Source organism: Terrisporobacter hibernicus, assembly GCF_020809405.1.
Taxonomy (GTDB): domain Bacteria; phylum Bacillota; class Clostridia; order Peptostreptococcales; family Peptostreptococcaceae; genus Terrisporobacter; species Terrisporobacter petrolearius.
Map to the genome: position 1 here is coordinate 2,348,762 of NZ_CP081135.1, position 22,232 is coordinate 2,370,993.

Sequence of the window (22,232 nt, forward strand, 5' to 3'; positions counted from 1 at the left end):
TAGAAATGTCAAATTGTAATTCATGTCCATCAAATGGATCTTGTAATAAAGAGCAATCAAGTTGTTCAGTGGTTAATAATCCACTAAATAAAATTAATAAAATTATAGGTGTTATGAGTGGAAAAGGTGGAGTAGGAAAATCTACAGTATCAGCACTTATAGCAAAAAATTTAGCTAAACAAGGATATAAAGTAGGTGTATTAGATGCCGATATAACAGGTCCTAGTATACCAAGGCTTTTAGGTGTAGATAAGCAAAGAGCGAGAGCAACAGAGGAATTTATATATCCAGCAGTAACAGCAGATGGAATAAAAGTAATGTCTCTAAATTTATTAATAGAAAATGAAGAAGAACCTGTTATTTGGAGAGGTGCAATGGTATCTAATGCAGTAAAACAATTTTATACAGATGTTTTATGGGAAGAATTAGACTATCTTGTAATAGATATGCCTCCAGGAACTGGGGATGTAGCTTTAACAGTTATGCAATCAATTCCTATAAATGGTATAGTAATGGTTACAATACCTCAAGATATGGTATCAATGATAGTTACAAAGGCTGTTCATATGGTACAAAAGTTAGATATAGATGTTATAGGTGTAGTTGAAAATATGAGCTACATAACATGTCCAGACTGTGGTAAAAAGATTCAAATATTTAACGGAGAAAATAATAGAAAATTCCTTGATGATATGAATTTAGATCTTTTAGGTCAATTACCAATGAATTCTGGAATAGGGAATGTGTCTATTGGTGTTTATAAAGATGGTGATGAAGAAGTTGAAGGATTATTTAATCCTATAGTAATAAATATGATTAAGTCATTAAAAGACAAGGAAAAAGAAGTGTCAGGGGCATTTTAGTTAAAAATGATGAAGTTGTCTGCTCAAAAAAGACAAGATTAAAAAATACACAGTTCAATATATTGAACTGTGTATTTTTTTTAGATTAGATAAAACCTATTGACATTCCAGTTAATGGAAGGTTTATTATAATATTAGAGAATATTATGAATATAAAGATATGAAATAAAATGGGGGGAATAAAATGAAATTAAGTATGGTTGCAGACCACGCAAGATGGCCCAGAGAAAATGACATTATATTTAACTTATCTGAAAGAGCTCAAAAGGCAGAACAAAATATAGGTAAAGAAAACGTTATCAATGCTACGATTGGTGCATTAATGGATGATGAAGGAAAACTAATAACAATGAGTAGCGTTTTTGATCAATTAAAATCATTACCTAATAATGAAATATCTGCTTATGCTTCTATTGCAGGACAAGATGACTATAAAGAGGCTGTAAAAAAAGTTTGCTTTCAAGGTAATGATCCAGATGGTTATGTAAGAGTTGTAGCTTCTCCAGGAGGAAGTGGTGCTATTAAATTAGCAATGTGGAACTATACTAATCCAAAAGATGTAATTTTAACTTCTGATTGGTACTGGAGTCCTTATGGAATTATAGGAGAGGAAGCAGGAAGAGGAGTTGCAAATTATAAGTTATTTAATGATGAAGGAAAGTTCAATATAGAATCTTTTAAATCTAAATTTAAAGAAATTATAGATAAGCAAGGAAATATTTTTACAATAATTAACACCCCTGGTCACAACCCAACAGGATATACTGTATCGGATGATGAGTGGGATGAAATATTAGATTTTGTTAAAGAAATTGCAAAGGATGAAAGTAAAAAAATAGTTTTATTTATAGATGTTGCATATATAGATTTTGTTAAAGATGATGTAACAAGTAGAAAATTCTTTAAAAAGTTTGGAAACTTACCAGAAAATATATTATCAATAGTAGGCTTTAGTATGTCAAAAGGATTTACTGCTTATGGAATGAGAATGGGAGCAGCCATAGGGATATCTTCTAGTGAAGATATGGCTGAGGAATTCTATTACTCATTAATGCACTCTTGCAGAGCTAACTGGTCTAATTGCAATCGAGGGGCTATGTCTATTCTTTCTCACTTAATTGCAGATGACAAAAAGTATGCAGAATATAAAATTGAGAAAAATCAATATAAAGATATGCTTGTTAAAAGAGCAGAAGCTTTTGTACAAGGTGCAAAAGAAGTAAATCTTGAGATACTTCCATATAGGGATGGATTTTTTGTAAGTATACCATGTAATAATTCAAGAGAAGTTTGTGAAGCACTTACTAAAGAAAATCTTTATTTAGTTCCTTTAAAAATGGGACTAAGATTTGCTGTATGTGCAGTGTCAGAAGAAAAATGTAAAAAAGCTCCAAAGATTATAAAAGAAGTTTTTGAAAAAGTTGAATCATTGGAAAAAAATTTAGTATAAAAAACATAAAAATAAGGGGGACTATTAACATGAAGAAATTAATGACAGGTAATGAGGCCATAGCTCGTGGCGCATATGAAGCTGGTGTGAAATATGCTTCAGCTTATCCGGGAACTCCAAGTACGGAAATATTAGAAAATATAGCTTTATATAAGGATGATATTCTTGCGGAATGGGCTCCAAATGAAAAAGTAGCAGTTGAGGCAGCAGCAGGAGCTTCAATAGCAGGGGCAAGAACTGTTGCATCTATGAAACATGTAGGTTTGAATGTGGCGGCAGATCCATTGTTTACTGTAGCTTATACAGGTGTAACTGGGGGATTTGTAATAATTACAGCAGATGAACCAGGACAACATTCATCACAAAATGAGCAAGATAATAGAAACTATGCTAGAGCAGCCAAAATTCCAATGTTTGAACCATCAACTAGCCAAGAAGCTAAGGATATGTTCAAGGAAGCATTTGAAATAAGTGAAAAATTTGATACGCCAGTTTTATATAGATTAACAACAAGACTGTGTCATTCAAAGGGTATAGTTGAGTGTAAAAATAGAACAGAAGTTGGAATAAAAGAGTATGTAAAAGATGCACCTAAATATGTTACAGTTCCTGCAAACTCAAGAGTATTAAGAGGTAAGGTGGAGGAGAGACTTCATAATTTAGAAAAATTCTCTAATGAGACAGACCTTAACTCTATTGAATTAAACGATACTAAAGTAGGAATTATTGCGTCTGGTATGTGTATAAATTTTGCAAAAGAAGTATTTGGAAAAGATGCATCTTATTTAAAACTAGGATTTACCTTCCCAATGCCAGATGAAAAAATAAGAGAGTTTGCATCTAAGGTAGAAAAAATATATGTTATAGAAGAAAATGATGAATTTATAGAAGAACATGTTAAAGCTTTAGGAATAAATTGTAATGGCAAAGATGTATTTCCACCATATGGAGAAATGACACCTGATGTTATAAGAAAAGCTATATATGGAAAAACATTTGATCATTTAGAAACAAATGAAGAATTATTAGTTCCAAGACCACCAACATTCTGTGCAGGATGTCCACATAGAGGATTATTCTATGAGCTAGGAAAAAGAAAAGATGTAGTTATAACTGGAGATATAGGATGTTATACTCTAGGATTTGCACCACCATATAATGCAATGGACTGTGTAGTTTGTATGGGTGCATCTTTAGGTTCAGGACATGGAGCACAACAAGTTTTCAACATGGTAGAAGGAAATAAGAAAAGAGTTGTAGGTGTGCTTGGAGATTCAACATTCTTCCATACAGGAATAAATGGTCTCTTAGATATTATTTATAACAATGGTAATGCAATTTCAATAATATTAGATAATAGAATTACAGGTATGACAGGACATCAAGAAAATCCAGGTTCAGGCTTCAAATTACAAGGTGAACCAACTAATGAAATAAGTATAGAAGCAGTAGTTAAAGCTTGTGGTGTAAAAAATTTAAGAGTAATAAATCCAAATGATTTAAAAGAAGTAAATGATACTCTTGATTGGGCATTTGAAAATGAAGAGGCTTCTGTAATCATTACAAGATGGCCATGTGCTCTTAAAAAATTCTCTAAAGAAGATATAGAAGAGTTTAATAAGCCATTTACAACAAAATGCGAAGTTGTAGAAGATTTATGTATAGGATGTAAAAAATGTACTAAGACTGGATGTCCTGCAATTTCATATAACAAAGAAACTAAAAAGGCAAAAATAGATAGAAATCAGTGTTTAGGATGTGATATATGTTCACAAGTATGTCCTAAAGAGGCAATAGTTAAGGAGGTAAAATAATATGACTAAAAGTATTATGTTAGTAGGTGTAGGTGGTCAAGGTACTATACTTGCGAGTAAGTTATTAACTATAGGATTAATGGAAGCTGGATACGATGTAAAGATGAGTGAAATACATGGTATGAGCCAAAGAGGTGGGTCAGTTTCTTCTCAAGTAAGATATAGTGAAGATAATGTTTATTCTCCTGTTATTGAAATTGGTGGAGCAGATATGATAGTTTCTTTTGAAAAAATGGAAGCTTTAAGATATTTAAAATACTTGAAACCAGAAGGAAAAGTAGTTGTAAATAATTATAGATTAAATTCAGTGTCTACATTAGTAGGAAAACTTGAATACAAAGAAGAAGAAATAGATTCAGAATTAAAAAGATTAAATGCAAAAATTATAGATGCGGCAAAGGAAGCTGAAGAACTAGGAAATGCAAAAGTAATGAATGTTATATTATTAGGTTCTCTAGTAAAATCAATGGGTCTAGAAAAAATCCACTGGGAAGATATTATAAGAAAAAATGTAAAAGAAAAGTTTATTGATTTAAATATAAAAGCTTTCCGCGTGGGTATGGACTTAGTAGAAGAAGCAATTAAGGCAACTGTTTAAATTTATTTAGCCATATAAACTCAAAAGCTATTATAAGAAAACTTATAATAGCTTTTGACATATATCATAGTGAAAGATTATAATATAAAAAAATTATAAAAGGGGACAAAAGTATGACTTATAGAGTTTTAGCCGTAAATCCTGGCTCAACATCAACAAAATTTGCAGTATATGATGGAGAAAATCAAGTTTTTGCAAAAACATTAAATCATTCAGTAGAAGAATTATCAAAGTTCAAATCTATAATGGATCAATTTGAAATGAGAAAAAACGAGATAGAAGAAGCTTTAAAAGAAAATAAAATAGAGCTAAAGAGTATAAATGCGGTAGTAGGAAGATGTGGGGGATTACCACCAGTAAAATCAGGTGCATATTTAATAAATGAGGAAATGATAGATAGATTAAATAATAGACCTACATTAGATCATGCATCAAACTTAGGAGCTACAATTTCCTATTCTATTGCCAATGAAATTGGGGTAAATTCATATATATATGATCCAGTTTGTGTAGATGAAAGTGGAGATATAGCAAAAGTGTCTGGACTTAAAGGACTGGATAGAGTTTGTTTAACTCATGCATTAAACACTAGAGCTATGGCCATAAAATATGCAAAATTGAATAACAAAAACTATAACGATTTAAATTTAATAGTAGCCCATTTAGGTGGAGGTATAAGTTTAAATGTTCATGAAAAAGGAAAAATGGTAGACTTTGTTTCTGATGAAGAAGGGCCATTTTCACCAGAAAGGGCAGGAAGATTACCAGGAAAAATGTTAGTTGATTTATGTTATTCTGGTAAATATACTCACAAAGAAATGGTTAAAAATGTTAGGGGTAAAGGTGGAATAGTTTCATATTTAAATACTGTTGATGCTAGAGAAGTGGAAGAAAGAATAGCTAATGGTGATGAATATGCAAAATTAATATATGATGCCCTAGCTTTACAAGTAGCAAAATCTATAGGTGAACTTGCTACAGTTGTTAATGGTGATGTGGATGCAATAATTATAACTGGAGGAATAGCTTATTCTAAATATATGAGTGAATCAATAAGTAAGAGAATTAAGTTTATAGCACCAGTAGAAATATTACCTGGAGAAAATGAGTTAGAGGCGTTAGCTTTTGGTGCACTTAGAGTATTAGAAGGTGAAGAAGAAGCCACAGTATACAGTGAAGCAGATTTTATAAAAGCTTAGTTAAGAAAATTTTATACGTGATTAAATTAACATAATTGGATATACTCCTCTAATTTTATATAATATAAATATAATTAAAATTAGGGGAGTTGTCATATGAAGGATTTTTTTACCATAGGAGAAATATCTAAGCTATTTGACATAAATAAAAAAACATTAAGATATTACGATGAGATAGATTTGTTTAAACCCAGTTTTGTTAATAAGGAGAATAGGTATAGGTATTATACATTAGATCAATTTCAATATTTAGAGACAATCAAGTATTTGAAAGAACTTGGACTTTCATTGGATAAAATAAAGTATAATCTAAACAATGTAAATACAGAAGAAGTAATACATTCTCTGGAGGAACAAAACAGTTTTATTAATCAGAAAATAAGTGAATTAGAACTTATAAAACATAAGATTAATAATAAAATAATGCAAATTAAAGATTCAACAAGAGAAGACTTACTAGGAAATATTAGGGAAATAGATTTTGATGAAAGGCAAGCAATTAGATTAAGACACAGTATTAAAACTGATTATGATATTGAACTTTCTCTGAGGAAGTTGACAAAGATGTCTGAAAATAAGATTTTTTTAACATATGGAGCCGTTGGAGTATCCATAGCTAGAGAAGATTTAATTCAGCAAGAATATGGAGAATATAAATCTATTTTTGTAATGATAGAAGAAGAAAAATATGATAAAAGCTTAATAAAAATATTTCCAAAAGGAACTTATGTTTGTATTAGGTTTAAAGGTGTTCACAAAGATGCACCACCATATTATGAAAAATTAATGTCTTATGTTAATAAAAAAGGTTACAAAATATTAGATGACTCATTGGAGATGGAGTTAACAGATCCAAGTTTATCTTTAACAAATGAAGAAGTAATTATGGAACTACAAATTTTAGTAAAGAAATCTTAAATAAAGGGGAATAACCATGATAAATAAATTAGAGGACATATTAGATCAATTAAAAGGAGACAAAAAAGTTGTATTGTCAGTGGCAGCAGCTCATGATGAAGAGGTTTTATTAGCTATTCAAAGCGCTGTAGAAAAGGACATAATAGTTCCTATTTTAATTGGTGAAGAAAATAAAATAAGAGAGATTAGTAAAGAAATAAAATTTGATTTAAATGGAATAAAAATAATACAAAAAGATACTATAGAAGAATGTGCTGAAGCTGCTGTAAAATTAGTTTCTTCAAAAGAAGCAGACTTTGTAATGAAGGGATTATTAGATACTTCAGTTATTTTAAAAGCAGTTTTAAATAAAGAGTGTGGACTTAGAACAGATAGTTTACTTAGTCACGTTATGGTTTATGAAATACCTGCTTATGATAAATTATTAGTAACTACAGATGGAGGTATGAACATAGCTCCGGGCTATGATCAAAAAGTAAAAATATTAAAAAATGCCATAGAAGCAACTAAACCTTTAGGTTTAGAAGAAATAAAAGTTGCATGTTTAGCTGCAAAAGAAAAAGTAAATCCTAAAATGCCAGCTACAGTTGATGCGAAAGCTTTACAAGAAGCTGGAGAAAGAGGAGAGTTTGGTGAAGGTGTAATAGTAGAAGGGCCTTTAGCATTTGACTTGGCTGTATCGAAAGAAGCAGCAAAGATAAAAGGTTTTGAAAGCAGAGTAGCAGGGAAAACAGATATAATGTTAATGCCAACTATAGAAGTAGGCAACGGTATAGGAAAAACTTTAACATATTTTGCAGGGGGAAAATCTGCTGGAATAATAATGGGTGCAAAAGCTCCTATTGTTTTAGTTTCTAGAGCTGATAGTCATGAGTCGAAATTATACTCAATAGCTTACGGTGCCTTAATTGCAGGACATAATAAATAAGGTAAAAAATTCTTTTTTAGTTTGTGCTAAAAAAGAATTTTTTGGTTTTTAATATAATTAATAGGGGAGATTAGTATGAAAAAACTTAATCGTTGGATATATGCTGTTGTGGGTACCATTGTTTTGTTATTTGCAGGCCTTATATATGCGTGGAGTGTATTAGCTTCACCTATAGGTCAAGAATTTACAAACTGGTCAACAGCACAATTATCATTAACTTTTACCATAGGCATGACGATGTTTTGTTTAGGGGGATTAGTTGGAGGATTATTATCAAATAAAGTTAATGTAAAGTATAATGTTTGGGCATCAGCAATATTGTTTTTAATTGCATTTTATATATCATCAAAAACAACTACTTTAATAGGGTTATATGTTGGATTTGGTATTTTAGCAGGATTTGCATCTGGTCTTGCATATAATGCGGTAATGAGTACTATGTCAAAATGGTTTCCAGACAAACAAGGACTAATATCGGGAATTTTATTAATGGGATTTGGTATAGGAAGTTTTATCACAGGTAAAGTATATCAAGCATACACTCCAACAGAAATAGGTGGTTGGAGAACTTCATTTATGATATTTGGTGTATTATTATTTATAGTAATTGGTATAGGTGGTTTTTTCTTTATTAAACCAGGTGATGATTTTGTACCTCCAAAAAATAAGTCGGAGACTAACAAAAATAAAAATTTTGAGGACGGTATAGATGTTCATGCTTCTATAATGATAAAAAGACCTGCTTTTTGGCTATTTTTTACTTGGGCCGTATTATTAAGTGGAGCAGGGCTAGCATTAATTTCTCAAGCTAAAGGTGTGGCTATGGAAGTAGGACCACAAGTAGATCCATCAACTATAGCAACTGTTGTTGGGCTAATTTCTATATTTAATGGTATTGGTCGTGTAGTTTATGGAGGTATGTTTGATAAAATAGGAAGAAAGAAAACTATGTTCATAATTAATATAGTATTCTTTATATCTGTGGGAATTTTAATACTTGCTCTTATGAACAAAAGTTTTTTATTAATAGTACTTGGATTTATGTGTTGTGGTTTTTCTTATGGAGGTATACCTACAACAAGCTCTGCTTTTGTAAATGCATTTTATGGACCAACATACTATCCAATTAACTTTCCAATAGTTAATTTAAGTTTGATTGTTGCTTCTTTTGGAGGAACTATAGCAGGATATCTATATGATTCAAGTGGTTCGTATTTAACTACTTTTATATTAATGATAAGTGCAGTAGTAATAGGATTTATATGTTTTTTAGGCATAAAAAGACCATAATAAGATTATTAAATAAAACTTAAAAATAACTAATTATTTATAACATAAACAAAAAATTACTGGAGTGTAGATTTCAGTAATTTTTTTATATTAATTATATCTAGGCTCTCTGGCTTCGATGACATTAAGAGCAACCCAGATATAAAATATTAACCCTAAAGCGAGCAAATGAAGAATTACAGCACCTTCATAAAGCCAAGACAAATCAGCTGGAGCACCTGGTAAATATATACTTCCTAAGAATAAACACATACATATAGATGCAACCTGAATTAAAGGGTTAGAAATTTTTCTTTGTATTAATAAATAAGATATTTTATAATAAAAAGAGCAAACAATATGATTACAAAGGTTTTATTTAAAATTTAGAATAAGAAATAAGTTGAAATGTTTATATATAAAGAGTTAGTATTGGAGGTTAAAGTAATGGATAATAAAGATAAAGCAATAGGTGTTTTTGATTCAGGCTTAGGCGGAGTGAGTGTATTAAAAGAATTAGTTAAAGCTATGCCAAATGAGAAATTTTTATATTATGGTGATTCAGCAAATGCTCCCTATGGAATAAAAACAAAAGAAGAGATAACTGAAAGATGTATGGATATTATAGAGTTTTTTTTAAGTAAAGGTGTAAAGGCTATTGTTATAGCTTGTAATACAGCAACTTCTGCAGCAGCCAATATACTTAGAGAAAAATATTCTAACTTACCAATAATAGGAATGGAGCCAGCACTAAAAGTTGCTGCTGACGGAAAAGTTAACAATACTATAGTAGTAATGGCAACGCCCCTTACGTTGAAAGAAACTAAATTTAATGACTTAATGGCAAAATATAGTGATGAAAATACTGTAATAAAAATGCCATGTCCAGAACTTGTAAATATAGTAGAAAATGATTTATTAGATAATGAAGAAGTTGTTGAAAATCAACTGAAAACTTATTATAAAGACTTAGATATGAGGAAGATTAACAGCGTTGTTTTAGGATGCACACACTTTGTATTTTATAAAGATTACATGGAAAAAATATTAAATAACAATATAAATATAGTTGATGGAAACTTAGGAACTACAAATCACTTAAAAGAAGTTTTAAAAGAAAAAGAGGAATTAAGAGATGATAATAAAGAAGGAAGTGTTATAATTTATAACTCTTCAGATGATGAAAAATTTATAAAATTATCAGAAAAACTATTAAATAGATAAAAAAAACAAAGTATTTAATACTTTGTTTTTTTCTATTTTCCAACCATTTGACCTGAGCAAGGCCGTTGTATGAAGTGGTAACGAAGGCATCTTGTTGGACACATGAAGTATAGCGCTCACATAGTGGCTTAAGCGAAGTAAATTTTTTATTTACATGTTTCAAACTGTAAAATCACCTTAAATAAATCACCATCTATATTTAAATCCATAGTTCCATTTTGTGTATTAACAATACTTTGAGTAATGGATAGACCAAGTCCTGAACCTTCAGTATTTCTAGAAGAATCGCCTCGTCTAAATCTTTCTAAAAACTCATCTGGGCTTAAATTTAATCTATAATTTGACATATTTTTAAATATAATTGATATAGTATTATTTTCAACAAATAAATCTATATAAACTCTACTATTAGGAGCAGAGTATTTTGTTATATTTGCGATTAGATTTTCAAAAGCTCTGAAAGTTCGTTTGCCATCAATCATAGCGAATATAGGTTTTTCTGGAGTTTCAACAATAAAATCTAGTCTACTTTCTTGAATTTTATCATCCAGTTCTACTATACTTTGTATTAAAAGTTCTTTAATATCAGTTTTTTCAATATTAAATTCCATTTCACCGCTACTAAGTTTTGCAGCTTCAAAAATTTCTTCAACTAAAGTTTTAAGTCTCTTAGATTTTTTATCTAAAATAGATAAATAAGCCTTTTTCGTATCATCATCTATATCTTCACTTTTTAACATATCCACATAATTTATTATGGATGTTAAAGGTGTTTTTAAGTCATGAGAAACATTTGCGATTAATTCTGTTTTCATTTTTTCACTTTTTATGGCATTATCTACAGCTTTTCCCAAACCTTCACTCATATTGTTTATATTATTAGCAAGGGTAGCGATTTGATCATTGCCTTTAATATTTAGCTTATAATCTAGAGATCCTTCTTTAATAGATTCTACTTCTTTTGATATATAATCTACATAATCAAACTTTTCACAAGTTATTCTGAATAAATAGATGCAAAGTACAAAAGTGACAAGATCTAGAAATAGAATGAATTTCAATGCGTATATTAGCTCACCGTAAATATAATTAAAAATAAACATCCAGATAATAGTTTGTACTAATATGCCAAAACATAGAGAATAAGCTAATTTCCTATTTACTGTTTTTTTATAGTTTTTGTTAAATAAAGCTTTTATAAATGGAGATAAGTATGCTTTGTTAAGCAAATTATTTTTGTTATAAATAATATAATTGATTAAAAATAATAGAAATAACAAGCAAATAGCATCATAAATTACAAACCAATCATAGACATATATTACTCTATCCATACTATTTGCACTTAAGAAGACAGATACAATAACAAATAAGAAAGGTACTTCTATAGTAAGTTTTTCATACAAGAATGTAATATATTTGCTAAAAGAAGTTTTCGTTTTAAGGTTTTTTTTATAAAACTTAAAACTTATAAAAGTTGCAATTAATGAAATTATACAAATAGCTAATACTGCTAAAGCTACTATTCTATTGTCCATATAATAAATATCTGGCCCAAATAAAATAAATGTTCTAACACCTGTGGAATCGTACCAACCATAATTATTAATAATACTTTCAAAAAGATAGAAATTATCTCTAAATATAAATAATACAGTGTTAAAAAATAAAGAAGCAAATAAAGCCATTAATAAAATAGAAGAAATCTTTATATAAGAGTTTACAGAGCTAAAGTCCTTATTTAATTTTTTCAATTTTATAGCCAATTCCCCACACCACCTTTAAATATTTTGGATTTTTTGAATCTATTTCGATTTTTTGACGGATTCTTCTAATATGAACTGCTACAGTTTTTTCGCAATTGTAAGCATCTTCTTCCCAAACTCTTTCATATAACTCATGGGAAGAAAATACTCTTCCTTGATTAGAAAGAAGTAGTTCCAAAATTTTATATTCAATAGGTGTGATCTTTACTTCATCACCATCTAGAGTTACAGATTTTGTTTCTTGATTCAATTCTAATCCACCACTTCTTAAAATTATCATTTTATTTTCTATATTAGGAGATAAATTTATATTAGGTATATGGCCTAGATTTATATATCTTCTAAGATGAGAACGAACTCTTGCAGTTAGTTCTAGTGGATTAAAAGGCTTGGTTATATAATCATCAGCCCCCATATTTAGTCCTAAAACTTTATCTATATCTTCGGATTTTGCAGATAATAAAATAATTGGTATATTTTTATCTTCTCTTATTTTCATAGTAGTCTTAAGACCATCCATATTTGGCATCATTACATCCATAATAATAAGTTTAACATCATTTTCTATAATCATTTCAAGAGCTTGTAACCCATCATATGCTTTTAAAATATTATATCCCTCAGGTTTTAGGTAAAACTCAATAGCATCAACTATTTCCTTTTCGTCATCAACTACTAAAATATTTTTATTCATAAATACCCTCCTTTATATAGCGTTCCTAGCAAAATCAATTATATCAAAAGAAGATATCAAAAACAGTTCTTAATTATTACAAATTTATAAAGATTTATGCATATCATCATGTAATTGTAATATAATTGTTATTTCTGTGTAATTGTTTGGTAATTTATGACATGTAAAATGAGATTAACAGATGAGGGAGAAGGAGTGAATATTATGGCAAAGAATACAATTAAATTTGCAATAAGTATAGTAGTATTATTGATAGTAACATTATTTATAACAGGATTTGAAAATGAAGAAAGTCATGAAAATGCAAAATTTAAGGATAATGTGGTGTTTTATTCTCAACATCAAGATGATGAAACGCTTTGGGCGTCAGCTGCCATCATAGAAGCAATAAATGAAGTAGGAGCGGATCATGTTTATGTTGTACAAGTATCTTATGGAACAGGAATAAAAATATTTGATAAAGAAAATATTTTTCATAATATGAATCAAATGGAAAGATATAAATATAGGGAAAGAGAGTTTCTTGCAGCTGTTAAGGAATTGGGAGTTAAAAGAGAAAACGTAGTTTTATTACCTAGATTAAATAATACAGGATCTACAAGTTTTGAGTTAATGGAACAAACTGCTTTAAAATTTGAACGTGAATTAAAAAGTGTAACTCATGTTGCTCATACTTATAAATTAGACTGGCATTTACAACATTTAAAAAATGGTGCAGTTATTCAATCTTTATACAATGCAGGAAATATAAAAGATGTAAAATATTTTGTTAAGCCAGAGTATAAAGACGAAATTCCTAAAAGCGAAAGGATATTCTATAAGGCTATAAAAAAAGAAGACAAAGAAAAAATAAGAAAAGCTTGTGAACAATATAAGATGGTAGATAAGGATAAAAAAAGAGAAGGTATAGGATATAAGTCAGATAATAAATCATTCGAAAGGCTTATGGATAATTATGATTCTATATTACACACACCTAGTGTTTAAGAACATTTAGATTTTATATATTTAAGGTATAAAAAGGGATGAATTTTATGTAAGTTCATCCCCTAATTTTGTTGACCTATTCTGTTATATTTACACAGTTTACTTTATATATTGAGTAATATAAAACTTTATTAGCATGTTTCAAATTGTAGAATTACCTTAAATAAATCTCCATCTATGTCTAAATCCATAGTACCGTTTTGTGTATTTAAAATACTTTGAGTAATAGACAGACCAAGACCGGAACCTTCAGTATTTCTAGAAGAATCGCCACGTCTGAATCTTTCTAAAAATTCATCTGGACTTAAATTTAATCTATAATTAGAAATGTTTTTGAAAACTATAGATATAGTATTATTTTCAACAAATAAATCTATATAGACTCTAGTATTAGGAGTAGAGTATTTTGTTATATTTGAAATTACATTATCAAAAGCTCTAAAAGTTCTTTTACCGTCTATCATAGTAAATACAGGTTTATCTGGTGTGTCTACAATAAAATCCAATCTACTTTTTTTGATTTTATCTTCTAATTCAACAATACTTTGTATTAGAAGTTCTTTAATATCGGTTTTTTCTATGTTAAATTCCATTTCACCGCTGCTAAGTTTTGCAGCTTCAAAAATTTCTTCAACTAAAATTTTAAGTCTCTTAGATTTTTTATCTAAAATAGATAAATAAGATTTCCTTGTATCATCTTCTAGAGTATCACTTTTTAGCATATCCACATAATTTATGATAGATGTTAACGGTGTTTTTAAATCGTGAGATACATTTGTGATTAATTCTGTCTTCATTTTTTCACTTTTTATTGCGTTATCTACAGCCTTAGTAAGACCTTCATTCATATTATTAATATTTTCTGCTAGAAGAGCAATTTGATCATTTCCCTTAATTTGTAGTTTACAATCAATATCGCCGTTTTTTATAGACTCAACTTCCTTTGAAATGTATTCTATATAATCAAATTTTTTATAGATTAATTTAAATATAAAAATATAAGATATCAAAGTTACAAAAATATAAAATATAAAAATAATCATAAAATTATTGTTAAAGGTTGCAAGCAAAACAAATAATAATATGATTTGAAGTATTAATTCAAAGCATAAAGCATAGGCAAGTTTTTTGTTTAGTGATTTTCTATTATGTTTATTTATTAGGGTTTTTATAAAAGATGATGTATATAATTTATTAAATAAATTTTCTTTATTATAAATAACATAATTTATTGCAAAATATATTAGGTATAAGGCTGCAACATCGTAGAATAGGAATTTATCGTACATATATAATTCCCTGTGCATTCCGTATCTAGCAACTTGAATAGATATAAAAACTAATAGTAAAACTAGCTCTAAGGGAAGTTTATTATTTAGGTATTTTATAAAGCCATCAATAAAAGTTGTAGTTTTGATATTTTTTTTATAAAAACGAAATGATATAAAAGTTAAAATAAAAGAAACAATGCACACAGATGTATATGCCCAAAACATATATATACTATCATAGTAGTAGTCAGCTGATCCAAATAAAATAAATTGCCTTACAAAAGTATAAGGGAACCAACTGTCATGGTGAATTGCACTTGCAAAATAGTCTGGAAAACTTGGATCTCTAGAAATAAATCCTACTGTTTCTACAAAAATAGATGCAGACAAAAACATAAAGAATAAAGAAAATATTTTTACAGAGGTATTATCAGAGCCTAGATTTTTAGCGTAGTTTTTCAATTTTATAGCCAATTCCCCACACCACCTTTAAATATTTTGGATTTTTTGAATCTATTTCAATTTTTTTGCGAATTCTTCTAATATGAACTGCTACAGTTTTTTCGCAATTATAAGCCTCCTCTTCCCAAACTCTTTCATATAACTCATGAGATGAGAAAACTCTCCCTTGATTAGAAAGAAGTAGCTCTAAAATTTTATACTCAATAGGTGTAATCTTTACACTATCTCCATCTAAAGTTACAGCTTTTGTTTCTGGATTTAATTCTAATCCGCCACTTTTTAAAATTGTCATTTTATCTTCTACATTAGAGGATAAGCTTGCATCAGACATATTCCCCAAATTTATATATCTTCTGAGATGAGAACGAACCCTTGCAGTTAGCTCTAATGGATTAAAGGGCTTAGTTATATAATCATCAGCGCCCATATTTAGTCCTAAAATTTTATCCACATCTTCGGATTTTGCAGATAATAAAATAATTGGTATATTTTTATCCTCTCTTATTTTCATAGTAGTTTTAAGACCATCCATGTTTGGCATCATTACATCCATAATGATAAGCTTAATGTCATTTTCTATAATCATTTCAAGTGCTTGTAAGCCATCGTATGATTTTATAACATTATACCCCTCAGGTTTTAAGTAAAATTCAATAGCGTCGACTATTTCTTTTTCATCGTCGACTACTAAAATATTTTCATTCATAAATTACACTCCCTTATATAAATTTCCAGTGGTCATATTGCCAACCTTTATGCTTTACAAAGATTTAGATAAATACATTGCTAAAAATTGGAATAGCCAAACCAATTATACCAAAAGAAAGTATTAAATGTTACAAATTTATAACGATTCCTACATAATATTACACAATTGTAATAAAATTGTTATTGTCATGTAATCAATTAGTAATTTGTTATAGGTATAATAAAAGTAGTACTTAAGGGAGAAGGAGATAAATATGAGGATTAAAAATAAGATGAAGTTAGCAATAGGAATAATAGTATTGCTAATGTTGCCATTATTTATAACAGGATTTGAAAATGAAGAAAGTTATGGAGATACAAAATTTAAAGATAATGTAGTTTTTTATGCTCAACATCAAGATGATGAAACACTTTGGGCATCAGCAGCAATTATAGAGGCTATAAATGAAGTAGGAGCGGATCATGTTTACGTGGTACAAGTATCTTATGGAACAGGAATAAAAGTATTTGGCAAAGAAAAGATATTTGACAAAATGAGTCAAATGGAAAAGTATGAATATAGAGAAAGGGAATTTCTTGCGGCAGTTAATGCATTAGGAGTTAAAAGAGAGAATGTGGTTTTATTACCAAGAACAAATAAAACTGGAACTACAAGTTTTGAACAAATGGAACAAATTGCTTTGAAATTTGAAAAGGAATTGAAAAGTGTAACACATGTAGCACATACTTATAAATTAGACTGGCATTTGCAACATCTTAAAAATGGATCAGTTATTCAATCTTTATACAATGCAGGAAATATAAAAGATGTAAAATATTTTGTAAAGCCACAGTATAAAAATGATATTCCAGAAAGTGAAAGAATATTTTATAAAGCAGTGAAAAAAGAAGATAAAGAAAAAATAAGAAAAGCTTGTGAACAATACAAGTTAGTAGATGAGAATGAAAAAAGAGAAGGGATAGGATATAAGTCAGATCATAAATCTTTTGAAAGACTTATGAGAAATTATGACTCTATATTACATACACCTAGTGTGTAAAAAAGAAGTTGCTATAAATTTATATAGATACAAAGTAAAGTGTGTAAGTTGGCAAAGTTGTCAGTTTACACACTTTTGTTTAGTAGGTATGATCCTAATATAATTTGCATAAATTGATCGAGATAAGTTAGTTTTCATTACGAAAAATTAAGTTGTAAATGATAATCTAATAATTTAATATTATTAATATGAGGGCATAATACTTTATCTGAAACAAAAATATATAGTTATTATAAAATTAATAAGGGGGAACGATTAAGTTCAACTAAAGCTAAAATAGTTTTTATCAAATATAAAAACTATAAATTTGTAAACAGAGGTAAAGGTGCATATAAAGTGTCAGGCGTAGGGAATAAAGGAAACCCAGCAATAGGCACAGTTTTAGTACAATATAGAACTCAAAATTATGACGGAGAATGGGTAAATAATGAAAGAATTATTTATGTCAAAATATACCCAAGTAGTAAAATAAAAATAAGTTTGTAAGAATAAACATAGAGGTGATATTATGAATAAAAAAATATATTTATTATTTACATCTTTGATAATCTCAACATTCTTAATTATAGGATGCAGTAAAAAGCAAGAATATACAAGTTTCCAAAATGCATATTTCAAAATATCAAGTAGTTCAGAAAAAAATAATAGTCTAGATAAAAATAATTTAGAATCAATTATAGGAACTAAGGTAAGTGAATATAAAAAAGCAAAAAATAAAGAAGATTATAACGCATATATTTTTAAAATTGATGATGAAGAACTTAAAGTTTGCTTAAATTCTGATAATAAGTTAGGATTTATAGAATATAAAAAGTTAGGAGAAATAACCCTTGCTAATAACTTAGAAGAAAATTCAGCAGTTGGTGAATATGCTACAGGTTTTACTAGCAATATGAAGTTGGATTCTTTAGAAGAACAACAGAAAATTTTTGATGAAATAAATAAATAGTATATATAAATTATAGATAATATAAGGCTGTAGGTAGGTTTTGATAAACATAAACTTATCTGCAGTCTTTTATTTTTTGGTTAAAATATACTTCCAAAACAAATAATAAATATGAAGAGTTTATAATTAATAGGAGGTTTATAATGGAGAATTTAATTAACCGCTTTATAAAATATGCAAAAATATATACAACAAGCGAAGAAGACTCAATTACTACGCCGAGTACAGAAAGACAAAAAAATCTTGGTGAAATTTTAGTAGAAGATCTAAAAGAAATAGGCGTGGGAAATGCCTATATGGATGATAATGGTTATGTATATGGATTTATACCATCAAATACAGATAAAATGTGTAATACCATAGGATTTATTTCTCATATGGATACTGCACCAGCAGCTTGTGGAGAAAATGTGAAACCACAAATTCATCCAAACTACAATGGAGAAGACATTATATTAAATAAGGAAAAAAATATTGTTTTATCAATGAAAGAGTTTCCATATTTAAAGGATCAGATAGGAAAAACTTTAATTACTTCAGATGGAACTACTTTGCTTGGTGCTGACGATAAAGCAGGAATAGCAGAAATTATAGAATCAATAAAATACATAATTGACCATAAAGAAATTGAACACGGACCAATTGCTATAGGTTTTACTCCTGATGAAGAAGTCGGTAGAGGGGCAGATTTGTTTGATGTGAAAAAATTTAATGCTCATTTTGCATATACAATAGATGGAGGTCATTTAGGTGAGCTAGAATATGAAAATTTTAATGCTGCTGGTGCCATAGTTAGTATTACAGGTAAAAGTGTACATCCTGGTTCAGCTAAGGATATTCTAGTAAATGCAACTACTGTAGCCATGGAATTTCACTCATTGATACCTGAGGATGAAGTTCCTGAAAAAACTGATGGATATGATGGCTTTTATATGATTACAGATTTTAAGGGTGGAATAGAAAAGGCCACATTAAAATATATAATTAGAGATTTTGATTTAGGTAATTTGCAAAAAAGAAAAGATTTATTAAAAAATATTGGTGATAGAATTAATGAAAAATATAAAAAAGAAGTTATAAAAGTAGAAGTTAAAGATGAATATTACAATATGAAAAAAGTAATAGAGCCAGTTATGTATGTTGTAGAGTTAGCTAAGAAATCTATGATAGAAGCAGGGATAACACCTAAAATAGTTCCTATAAGAGGAGGAACAGATGGTGCAAAACTGTCATATATGGGACTACCAACACCTAACATATTCACTGGAGGGGTAAATTTTCATGGGATTTACGAATATATCTCAGGAGAGGATATGGTAAAGGCAAAAGAAACCATAATTAATATTATAAAAAATGATGCTATAAGTCATGAAGAGATTAAATAACTTCTAAAAAATATAGGTATTTTGTTAGCAGCATTAGCCTTAGAAGTATTTCTCATTCCCAATCGAATTATTGATGGTGGAATTACGGGAATTTCTATAATACTAAGCTTCTTAACAAAAAAACATTTTTTCTGTAGGGCAAGTAATACTATTAATCAATTTAATGATTTATATGGTAGCTGGAATATTGTTTGAATGGGATAGAGCTCTTTATTCCATAATGACATATTTTATAACTTACAAAATAATAGATATAGTATCAGAAGGTTTGGATCAAGCAAAGGCAGCTTTGATTATTACAGCATATAATAAGTGAAATTATTATTAATTAATAATTTACTTATTATATGCTTTTTAATGTGTTACCAAATAGGTAAATCTTTTGGATTTCTTAATTTTTTATGTTTAAAAGTAGGTACATTCAATTCTTCAGCAAGTTTTTTTATCTGATTTTTATAACCGGACTTTAAGTTATCGTGAATAACTATACCATCAATATTGCCAACAATAGAGTTAGTACATTTTTTTAATAAATCATATTTCTCATCCTTATCGTATTCACCTTGGACTAACCATTGATTAGGAAGAACATGACCTACAGATATTTTACAATCTTTATCTATGATTATATTGGAAAATGTATCTTCAAAATGCATACCACCAGTACAAAGAAGAACTTTTATAGGATCTTCATCTGAAAACACATCTTGCAAGGAGGTAGCTAATATTTTAACTGCTAATTCGTTACTCCAACTGTCTAAGGTACTTCCTATTTCTATGTCAAATAAAGGAACTTCATATTTATCAATTAAATTAATATCTCCACCTCTTATGGTACCTGTCCAATGAGTTCCTTCAGTCATTACTTTGAAATCATCAAGATTATTTTCTGCTTTATGTTTTTCCATGGAAACTAATAGATTTCTTAAGTAAAGAGGATGAGAAGGGGCATAAATACCTCCTACAACATCACCCGTTGAATGAACTGTAAGAATTTTATCTGGAGCTTTTTCGCCACCATGCCAGTTTACAACACCAGCAACATCATAATCTGAAAATAACTCATTTAATATAGGTATATATTTATCGTAGTCATAACTTAGCACTTTGTCAGTTTCCACATAAGTAAATAAATTATTGTTTTCATCAATATAGTTATAAATATTTCTATTATCAAATTTTGTATTGCTTAATTTTAGAGAATAATTATTTTTTAAATAGTCAAGAACCCTAGGGGCAACCTCATCTCTTTCATAATCTGTACAAAAAAAATATACAGCTTTTTTATTATAATTCATTCCAATTACCTTCCTTCTACAAATGAACTTGGATTTCTACCATCATAAATTATTTCGTCATATCCTATAGGGTCAGTATTGCCTTCTGTATTAAATATTAAAACTACTGAATCAGAATTTAAATTCATAGCTTTTTTTATTTCTTTTAATTCACTTTTTTCCATTAATAAAGATAATAGTCCAATACCAACTGCTCCAGATTCTCCAGAAATAATTTTTTTATCATCGTCAATAGGAGAGGCTAAAATTCTCATACCTCTAGCAGTTACATAATCGGGACAAGCAGCATAAAAAGATGCAAAATCTCTAAGAATAGGCCAAGTAGCAGTATTTGGTTCACCACAATTTAAACCTGCCATTATAGTTTGTAAATCTCCAGTAACTGCATGAGGATTTCCATCATCTAATAAAGCAGATTTATAAATACAAGCTACAGTTTTCGGTTCTACAATTGTTGTAATAGGAGGATTACCTTTATACTTATTTGCAAAGTATCCTAAAACTCCTCCAGCCATGGACCCTACACCAGCTTGTAAAAATAAGTGCGTTGGCTTTTCGACACCGTATTCTTGTAATTGATCATAAGCTTCATTTGCCATTGTTGTATATCCTTGGGTGATAAAATTAGGCACATCTTCATATCCATCCCAAGCTGTATCCTGAACTAGGTACCAATTATTTTCCTCAGCTAACGTAGCAGCTTTTCTTACAGCATCATCATAATTAAGATCTGTAATAGTTACTTCATAAGCGCCTACTTGGCGGATTGCCTCAGCTCTAACTTCTACAGTTCCTTTTGGCATAAGAACTATAGATTTGCATCCTAATTTTGATGCAGCAAATGCCACACCTTTGCCGTGATTTCCGTCAGTAGCAGTTATAAAAACCATGTCTTTTAAATATTTTTTTATTTCAGGGTTTTGCAAATCTTCAAAAGTTGTTTTGTTATCATCTAGACTTAGTTTTTTACAGACTATTTTAAAAATAGCATATAAGCCTCCTAAACCTTTAAAAGCATTTAAATTAAATCTATAAGATTCATCTTTAACATAAATTCCTTTAACATTTAGTTTTCTTGCCCAATTATTTAAAGATACAAGAGGTGTTGCTTCATAGTTGACAATTGATGAGTGGAAATTTCTTACTTTGTCAGATACTTCCTCATTTAAAAATAGAGGTAAATTATGATTGTTCACAGAGGTTGAAATTACATTAATTCCTAATTGTTCTTCAAAGCTTATCATTTTATATTCCTCCAAAGATATAATTTATAAAAACTAGTATAAAATAATTATAGCAAAATATATATTTATTGTTATGGATGATAAAATATTTGTAGGTTTATAAGTTTATATTTCAAAATAAAGAAAAAGTATAATATAATTATTTTAATAGAAAAAATATGAGGA

Annotated in this window: 22 protein-coding genes; 16 read left to right on the forward strand and 6 right to left on the reverse strand. The window is 28.8% G+C overall.

Annotation, left to right across the window (positions count from 1 at the left end):
- Positions 1 to 5: 5 nt before the first annotated feature.
- The 9 genes from JW646_RS11595 to murI all read left to right on the forward strand — a co-directional run bounded on the left by JW646_RS11595 (position 6) and on the right by murI (position 10,263).
- Positions 6 to 863, forward strand: a complete 858-nt coding sequence (locus JW646_RS11595) for an Mrp/NBP35 family ATP-binding protein (RefSeq protein ID WP_074919807.1) — start codon at positions 6 to 8, stop codon at positions 861 to 863.
- Between the two features lie 184 nt (positions 864 to 1,047).
- Positions 1,048 to 2,313, forward strand: coding sequence for an aminotransferase class I/II-fold pyridoxal phosphate-dependent enzyme (locus tag JW646_RS11600; RefSeq protein WP_228415260.1), 1,266 nt, complete (start codon positions 1,048 to 1,050; stop codon positions 2,311 to 2,313).
- A gap of 29 nt (positions 2,314 to 2,342) precedes the next feature.
- Positions 2,343 to 4,127: an indolepyruvate ferredoxin oxidoreductase subunit alpha gene (iorA, locus tag JW646_RS11605; RefSeq protein WP_228415261.1), complete on the forward strand. Its 1,785-nt coding sequence runs from the start codon at positions 2,343 to 2,345 to the stop codon at positions 4,125 to 4,127.
- A 1-nt stretch (position 4,128) separates the two neighbouring features.
- Positions 4,129 to 4,725 (forward strand): indolepyruvate oxidoreductase subunit beta, encoded by a 597-nt coding sequence (locus JW646_RS11610; RefSeq protein ID WP_228415262.1) that lies wholly within the window; start codon positions 4,129 to 4,131, stop codon positions 4,723 to 4,725.
- 113 nt (positions 4,726 to 4,838) lie between these two features.
- Positions 4,839 to 5,924 carry a butyrate kinase gene (buk, locus tag JW646_RS11615; protein WP_074919803.1) on the forward strand — a complete coding sequence of 362 codons (1,086 nt, stop codon included), beginning with the start codon at positions 4,839 to 4,841 and terminating at the stop codon, positions 5,922 to 5,924.
- 96 nt (positions 5,925 to 6,020) lie between these two features.
- Positions 6,021 to 6,842 carry a MerR family transcriptional regulator gene (locus tag JW646_RS11620; protein WP_228415263.1) on the forward strand — a complete coding sequence of 274 codons (822 nt, stop codon included), beginning with the start codon at positions 6,021 to 6,023 and terminating at the stop codon, positions 6,840 to 6,842.
- Positions 6,843 to 6,858: 16 nt separating this feature from the next.
- Positions 6,859 to 7,770 (forward strand): bifunctional enoyl-CoA hydratase/phosphate acetyltransferase, encoded by a 912-nt coding sequence (locus JW646_RS11625; RefSeq protein WP_228415264.1) that lies wholly within the window; start codon positions 6,859 to 6,861, stop codon positions 7,768 to 7,770.
- 75 nt (positions 7,771 to 7,845) lie between these two features.
- On the forward strand, positions 7,846 to 9,060 hold the full coding sequence (locus JW646_RS11630) for an MFS transporter (protein ID WP_228415265.1): 1,215 nt from the start codon (positions 7,846 to 7,848) through the stop codon (positions 9,058 to 9,060).
- A 426-nt stretch (positions 9,061 to 9,486) separates the two neighbouring features.
- The gene (murI, locus tag JW646_RS11635; protein ID WP_228415266.1) at positions 9,487 to 10,263 is read left to right on the forward strand and encodes a glutamate racemase; all 777 of its coding nucleotides are present in this window, start codon (positions 9,487 to 9,489) and stop codon (positions 10,261 to 10,263) included.
- Between the two features lie 146 nt (positions 10,264 to 10,409).
- Here the strand turns inward: murI and JW646_RS11640 are convergent, their stop codons facing one another.
- Together JW646_RS11640 and JW646_RS11645 are read right to left on the reverse strand one after the other, a co-directional pair.
- A complete protein-coding gene (locus JW646_RS11640; protein ID WP_228415267.1) occupies positions 10,410 to 12,029 on the reverse strand; it encodes a HAMP domain-containing sensor histidine kinase in 1,620 nt (539 codons plus the stop codon).
- Complete coding sequence (locus tag JW646_RS11645) at positions 12,001 to 12,723, reverse strand: response regulator transcription factor (RefSeq protein ID WP_148558274.1); 723 nt, start codon at positions 12,721 to 12,723, stop codon at positions 12,001 to 12,003. The genes JW646_RS11640 and JW646_RS11645 overlap by 29 nt, the downstream gene beginning before the upstream one ends.
- 204 nt (positions 12,724 to 12,927) lie before the next feature.
- Between JW646_RS11645 and JW646_RS11650 the strand changes: the two genes are divergently transcribed.
- Positions 12,928 to 13,710, forward strand: a complete 783-nt coding sequence (locus JW646_RS11650) for a PIG-L family deacetylase (protein WP_148558275.1) — start codon at positions 12,928 to 12,930, stop codon at positions 13,708 to 13,710.
- A gap of 131 nt (positions 13,711 to 13,841) precedes the next feature.
- Here the strand turns inward: JW646_RS11650 and JW646_RS11655 are convergent, their stop codons facing one another.
- Positions 13,842 to 15,455: a HAMP domain-containing sensor histidine kinase gene (locus tag JW646_RS11655; RefSeq protein WP_228415268.1), complete on the reverse strand. Its 1,614-nt coding sequence runs from the start codon at positions 15,453 to 15,455 to the stop codon at positions 13,842 to 13,844.
- Complete coding sequence (locus JW646_RS11660; protein ID WP_148558277.1) at positions 15,427 to 16,149, reverse strand: response regulator transcription factor; 723 nt, start codon at positions 16,147 to 16,149, stop codon at positions 15,427 to 15,429. The genes JW646_RS11655 and JW646_RS11660 overlap by 29 nt, the downstream gene beginning before the upstream one ends.
- A 256-nt stretch (positions 16,150 to 16,405) precedes the next feature.
- Between JW646_RS11660 and JW646_RS11665 the strand changes: the two genes are divergently transcribed.
- The 6 genes from JW646_RS11665 (at position 16,406) to JW646_RS11690 (ending at position 19,841) form a co-directional block, all read left to right on the forward strand.
- On the forward strand, positions 16,406 to 17,191 hold the full coding sequence (locus tag JW646_RS11665; RefSeq protein WP_083399430.1) for a PIG-L family deacetylase: 786 nt from the start codon (positions 16,406 to 16,408) through the stop codon (positions 17,189 to 17,191).
- Between the two features lie 336 nt (positions 17,192 to 17,527).
- On the forward strand, positions 17,528 to 17,677 hold the full coding sequence (locus tag JW646_RS11670) for a hypothetical protein (RefSeq protein ID WP_175487706.1): 150 nt from the start codon (positions 17,528 to 17,530) through the stop codon (positions 17,675 to 17,677).
- Between the two features lie 22 nt (positions 17,678 to 17,699).
- Positions 17,700 to 18,140, forward strand: coding sequence for a hypothetical protein (locus JW646_RS11675; protein ID WP_228415269.1), 441 nt, complete (start codon positions 17,700 to 17,702; stop codon positions 18,138 to 18,140).
- A 143-nt stretch (positions 18,141 to 18,283) separates the two neighbouring features.
- Positions 18,284 to 19,525, forward strand: a complete 1,242-nt coding sequence (gene pepT / locus JW646_RS11680; RefSeq protein ID WP_074919793.1) for a peptidase T — start codon at positions 18,284 to 18,286, stop codon at positions 19,523 to 19,525.
- 21 nt (positions 19,526 to 19,546) lie between these two features.
- Complete coding sequence (locus JW646_RS20295; RefSeq protein WP_228415270.1) at positions 19,547 to 19,720, forward strand: YitT family protein; 174 nt, start codon at positions 19,547 to 19,549, stop codon at positions 19,718 to 19,720.
- Positions 19,689 to 19,841 carry a YitT family protein gene (locus JW646_RS11690; protein WP_255701299.1) on the forward strand — a complete coding sequence of 51 codons (153 nt, stop codon included), beginning with the start codon at positions 19,689 to 19,691 and terminating at the stop codon, positions 19,839 to 19,841. Before JW646_RS20295 ends, JW646_RS11690 begins: the two co-directional genes overlap by 32 nt.
- 46 nt (positions 19,842 to 19,887) lie before the next feature.
- On the opposite strand, the gene JW646_RS11695 is transcribed toward JW646_RS11690, so the two are convergent.
- Together JW646_RS11695 and dpaL are read right to left on the reverse strand one after the other, a co-directional pair.
- Positions 19,888 to 20,823, reverse strand: coding sequence for a D-aminoacyl-tRNA deacylase (locus JW646_RS11695; protein WP_228415271.1), 936 nt, complete (start codon positions 20,821 to 20,823; stop codon positions 19,888 to 19,890).
- A gap of 5 nt (positions 20,824 to 20,828) precedes the next feature.
- Positions 20,829 to 22,067, reverse strand: coding sequence for a diaminopropionate ammonia-lyase (dpaL, locus tag JW646_RS11700; protein WP_228415272.1), 1,239 nt, complete (start codon positions 22,065 to 22,067; stop codon positions 20,829 to 20,831).
- Between the last annotated feature and the right edge of the window lie 165 nt (positions 22,068 to 22,232).

Coding starts and splice junctions, on each gene's coding strand:
- JW646_RS11595 (WP_074919807.1), top strand. CDS start 6: ATGTCAAATTGTAATTCATGTCCATCAAATGGATCTTGTAATAAAGAG.
- JW646_RS11600 (WP_228415260.1), top strand. CDS start 1,048: ATGAAATTAAGTATGGTTGCAGACCACGCAAGATGGCCCAGAGAAAAT.
- iorA (WP_228415261.1), top strand. CDS start 2,343: ATGAAGAAATTAATGACAGGTAATGAGGCCATAGCTCGTGGCGCATAT.
- JW646_RS11610 (WP_228415262.1), top strand. CDS start 4,129: ATGACTAAAAGTATTATGTTAGTAGGTGTAGGTGGTCAAGGTACTATA.
- buk (WP_074919803.1), top strand. CDS start 4,839: ATGACTTATAGAGTTTTAGCCGTAAATCCTGGCTCAACATCAACAAAA.
- JW646_RS11620 (WP_228415263.1), top strand. CDS start 6,021: ATGAAGGATTTTTTTACCATAGGAGAAATATCTAAGCTATTTGACATA.
- JW646_RS11625 (WP_228415264.1), top strand. CDS start 6,859: ATGATAAATAAATTAGAGGACATATTAGATCAATTAAAAGGAGACAAA.
- JW646_RS11630 (WP_228415265.1), top strand. CDS start 7,846: ATGAAAAAACTTAATCGTTGGATATATGCTGTTGTGGGTACCATTGTT.
- murI (WP_228415266.1), top strand. CDS start 9,487: ATGGATAATAAAGATAAAGCAATAGGTGTTTTTGATTCAGGCTTAGGC.
- JW646_RS11645 (WP_148558274.1), bottom strand. CDS start 12,723: ATGAATAAAAATATTTTAGTAGTTGATGACGAAAAGGAAATAGTTGAT.
- JW646_RS11650 (WP_148558275.1), top strand. CDS start 12,928: ATGGCAAAGAATACAATTAAATTTGCAATAAGTATAGTAGTATTATTG.
- JW646_RS11660 (WP_148558277.1), bottom strand. CDS start 16,149: ATGAATGAAAATATTTTAGTAGTCGACGATGAAAAAGAAATAGTCGAC.
- JW646_RS11665 (WP_083399430.1), top strand. CDS start 16,406: ATGAGGATTAAAAATAAGATGAAGTTAGCAATAGGAATAATAGTATTG.
- JW646_RS11675 (WP_228415269.1), top strand. CDS start 17,700: ATGAATAAAAAAATATATTTATTATTTACATCTTTGATAATCTCAACA.
- pepT (WP_074919793.1), top strand. CDS start 18,284: ATGGAGAATTTAATTAACCGCTTTATAAAATATGCAAAAATATATACA.
- JW646_RS11690 (WP_255701299.1), top strand. CDS start 19,689: ATGATTTATATGGTAGCTGGAATATTGTTTGAATGGGATAGAGCTCTT.
- JW646_RS11695 (WP_228415271.1), bottom strand. CDS start 20,823: ATGAATTATAATAAAAAAGCTGTATATTTTTTTTGTACAGATTATGAA.
- dpaL (WP_228415272.1), bottom strand. CDS start 22,067: ATGATAAGCTTTGAAGAACAATTAGGAATTAATGTAATTTCAACCTCT.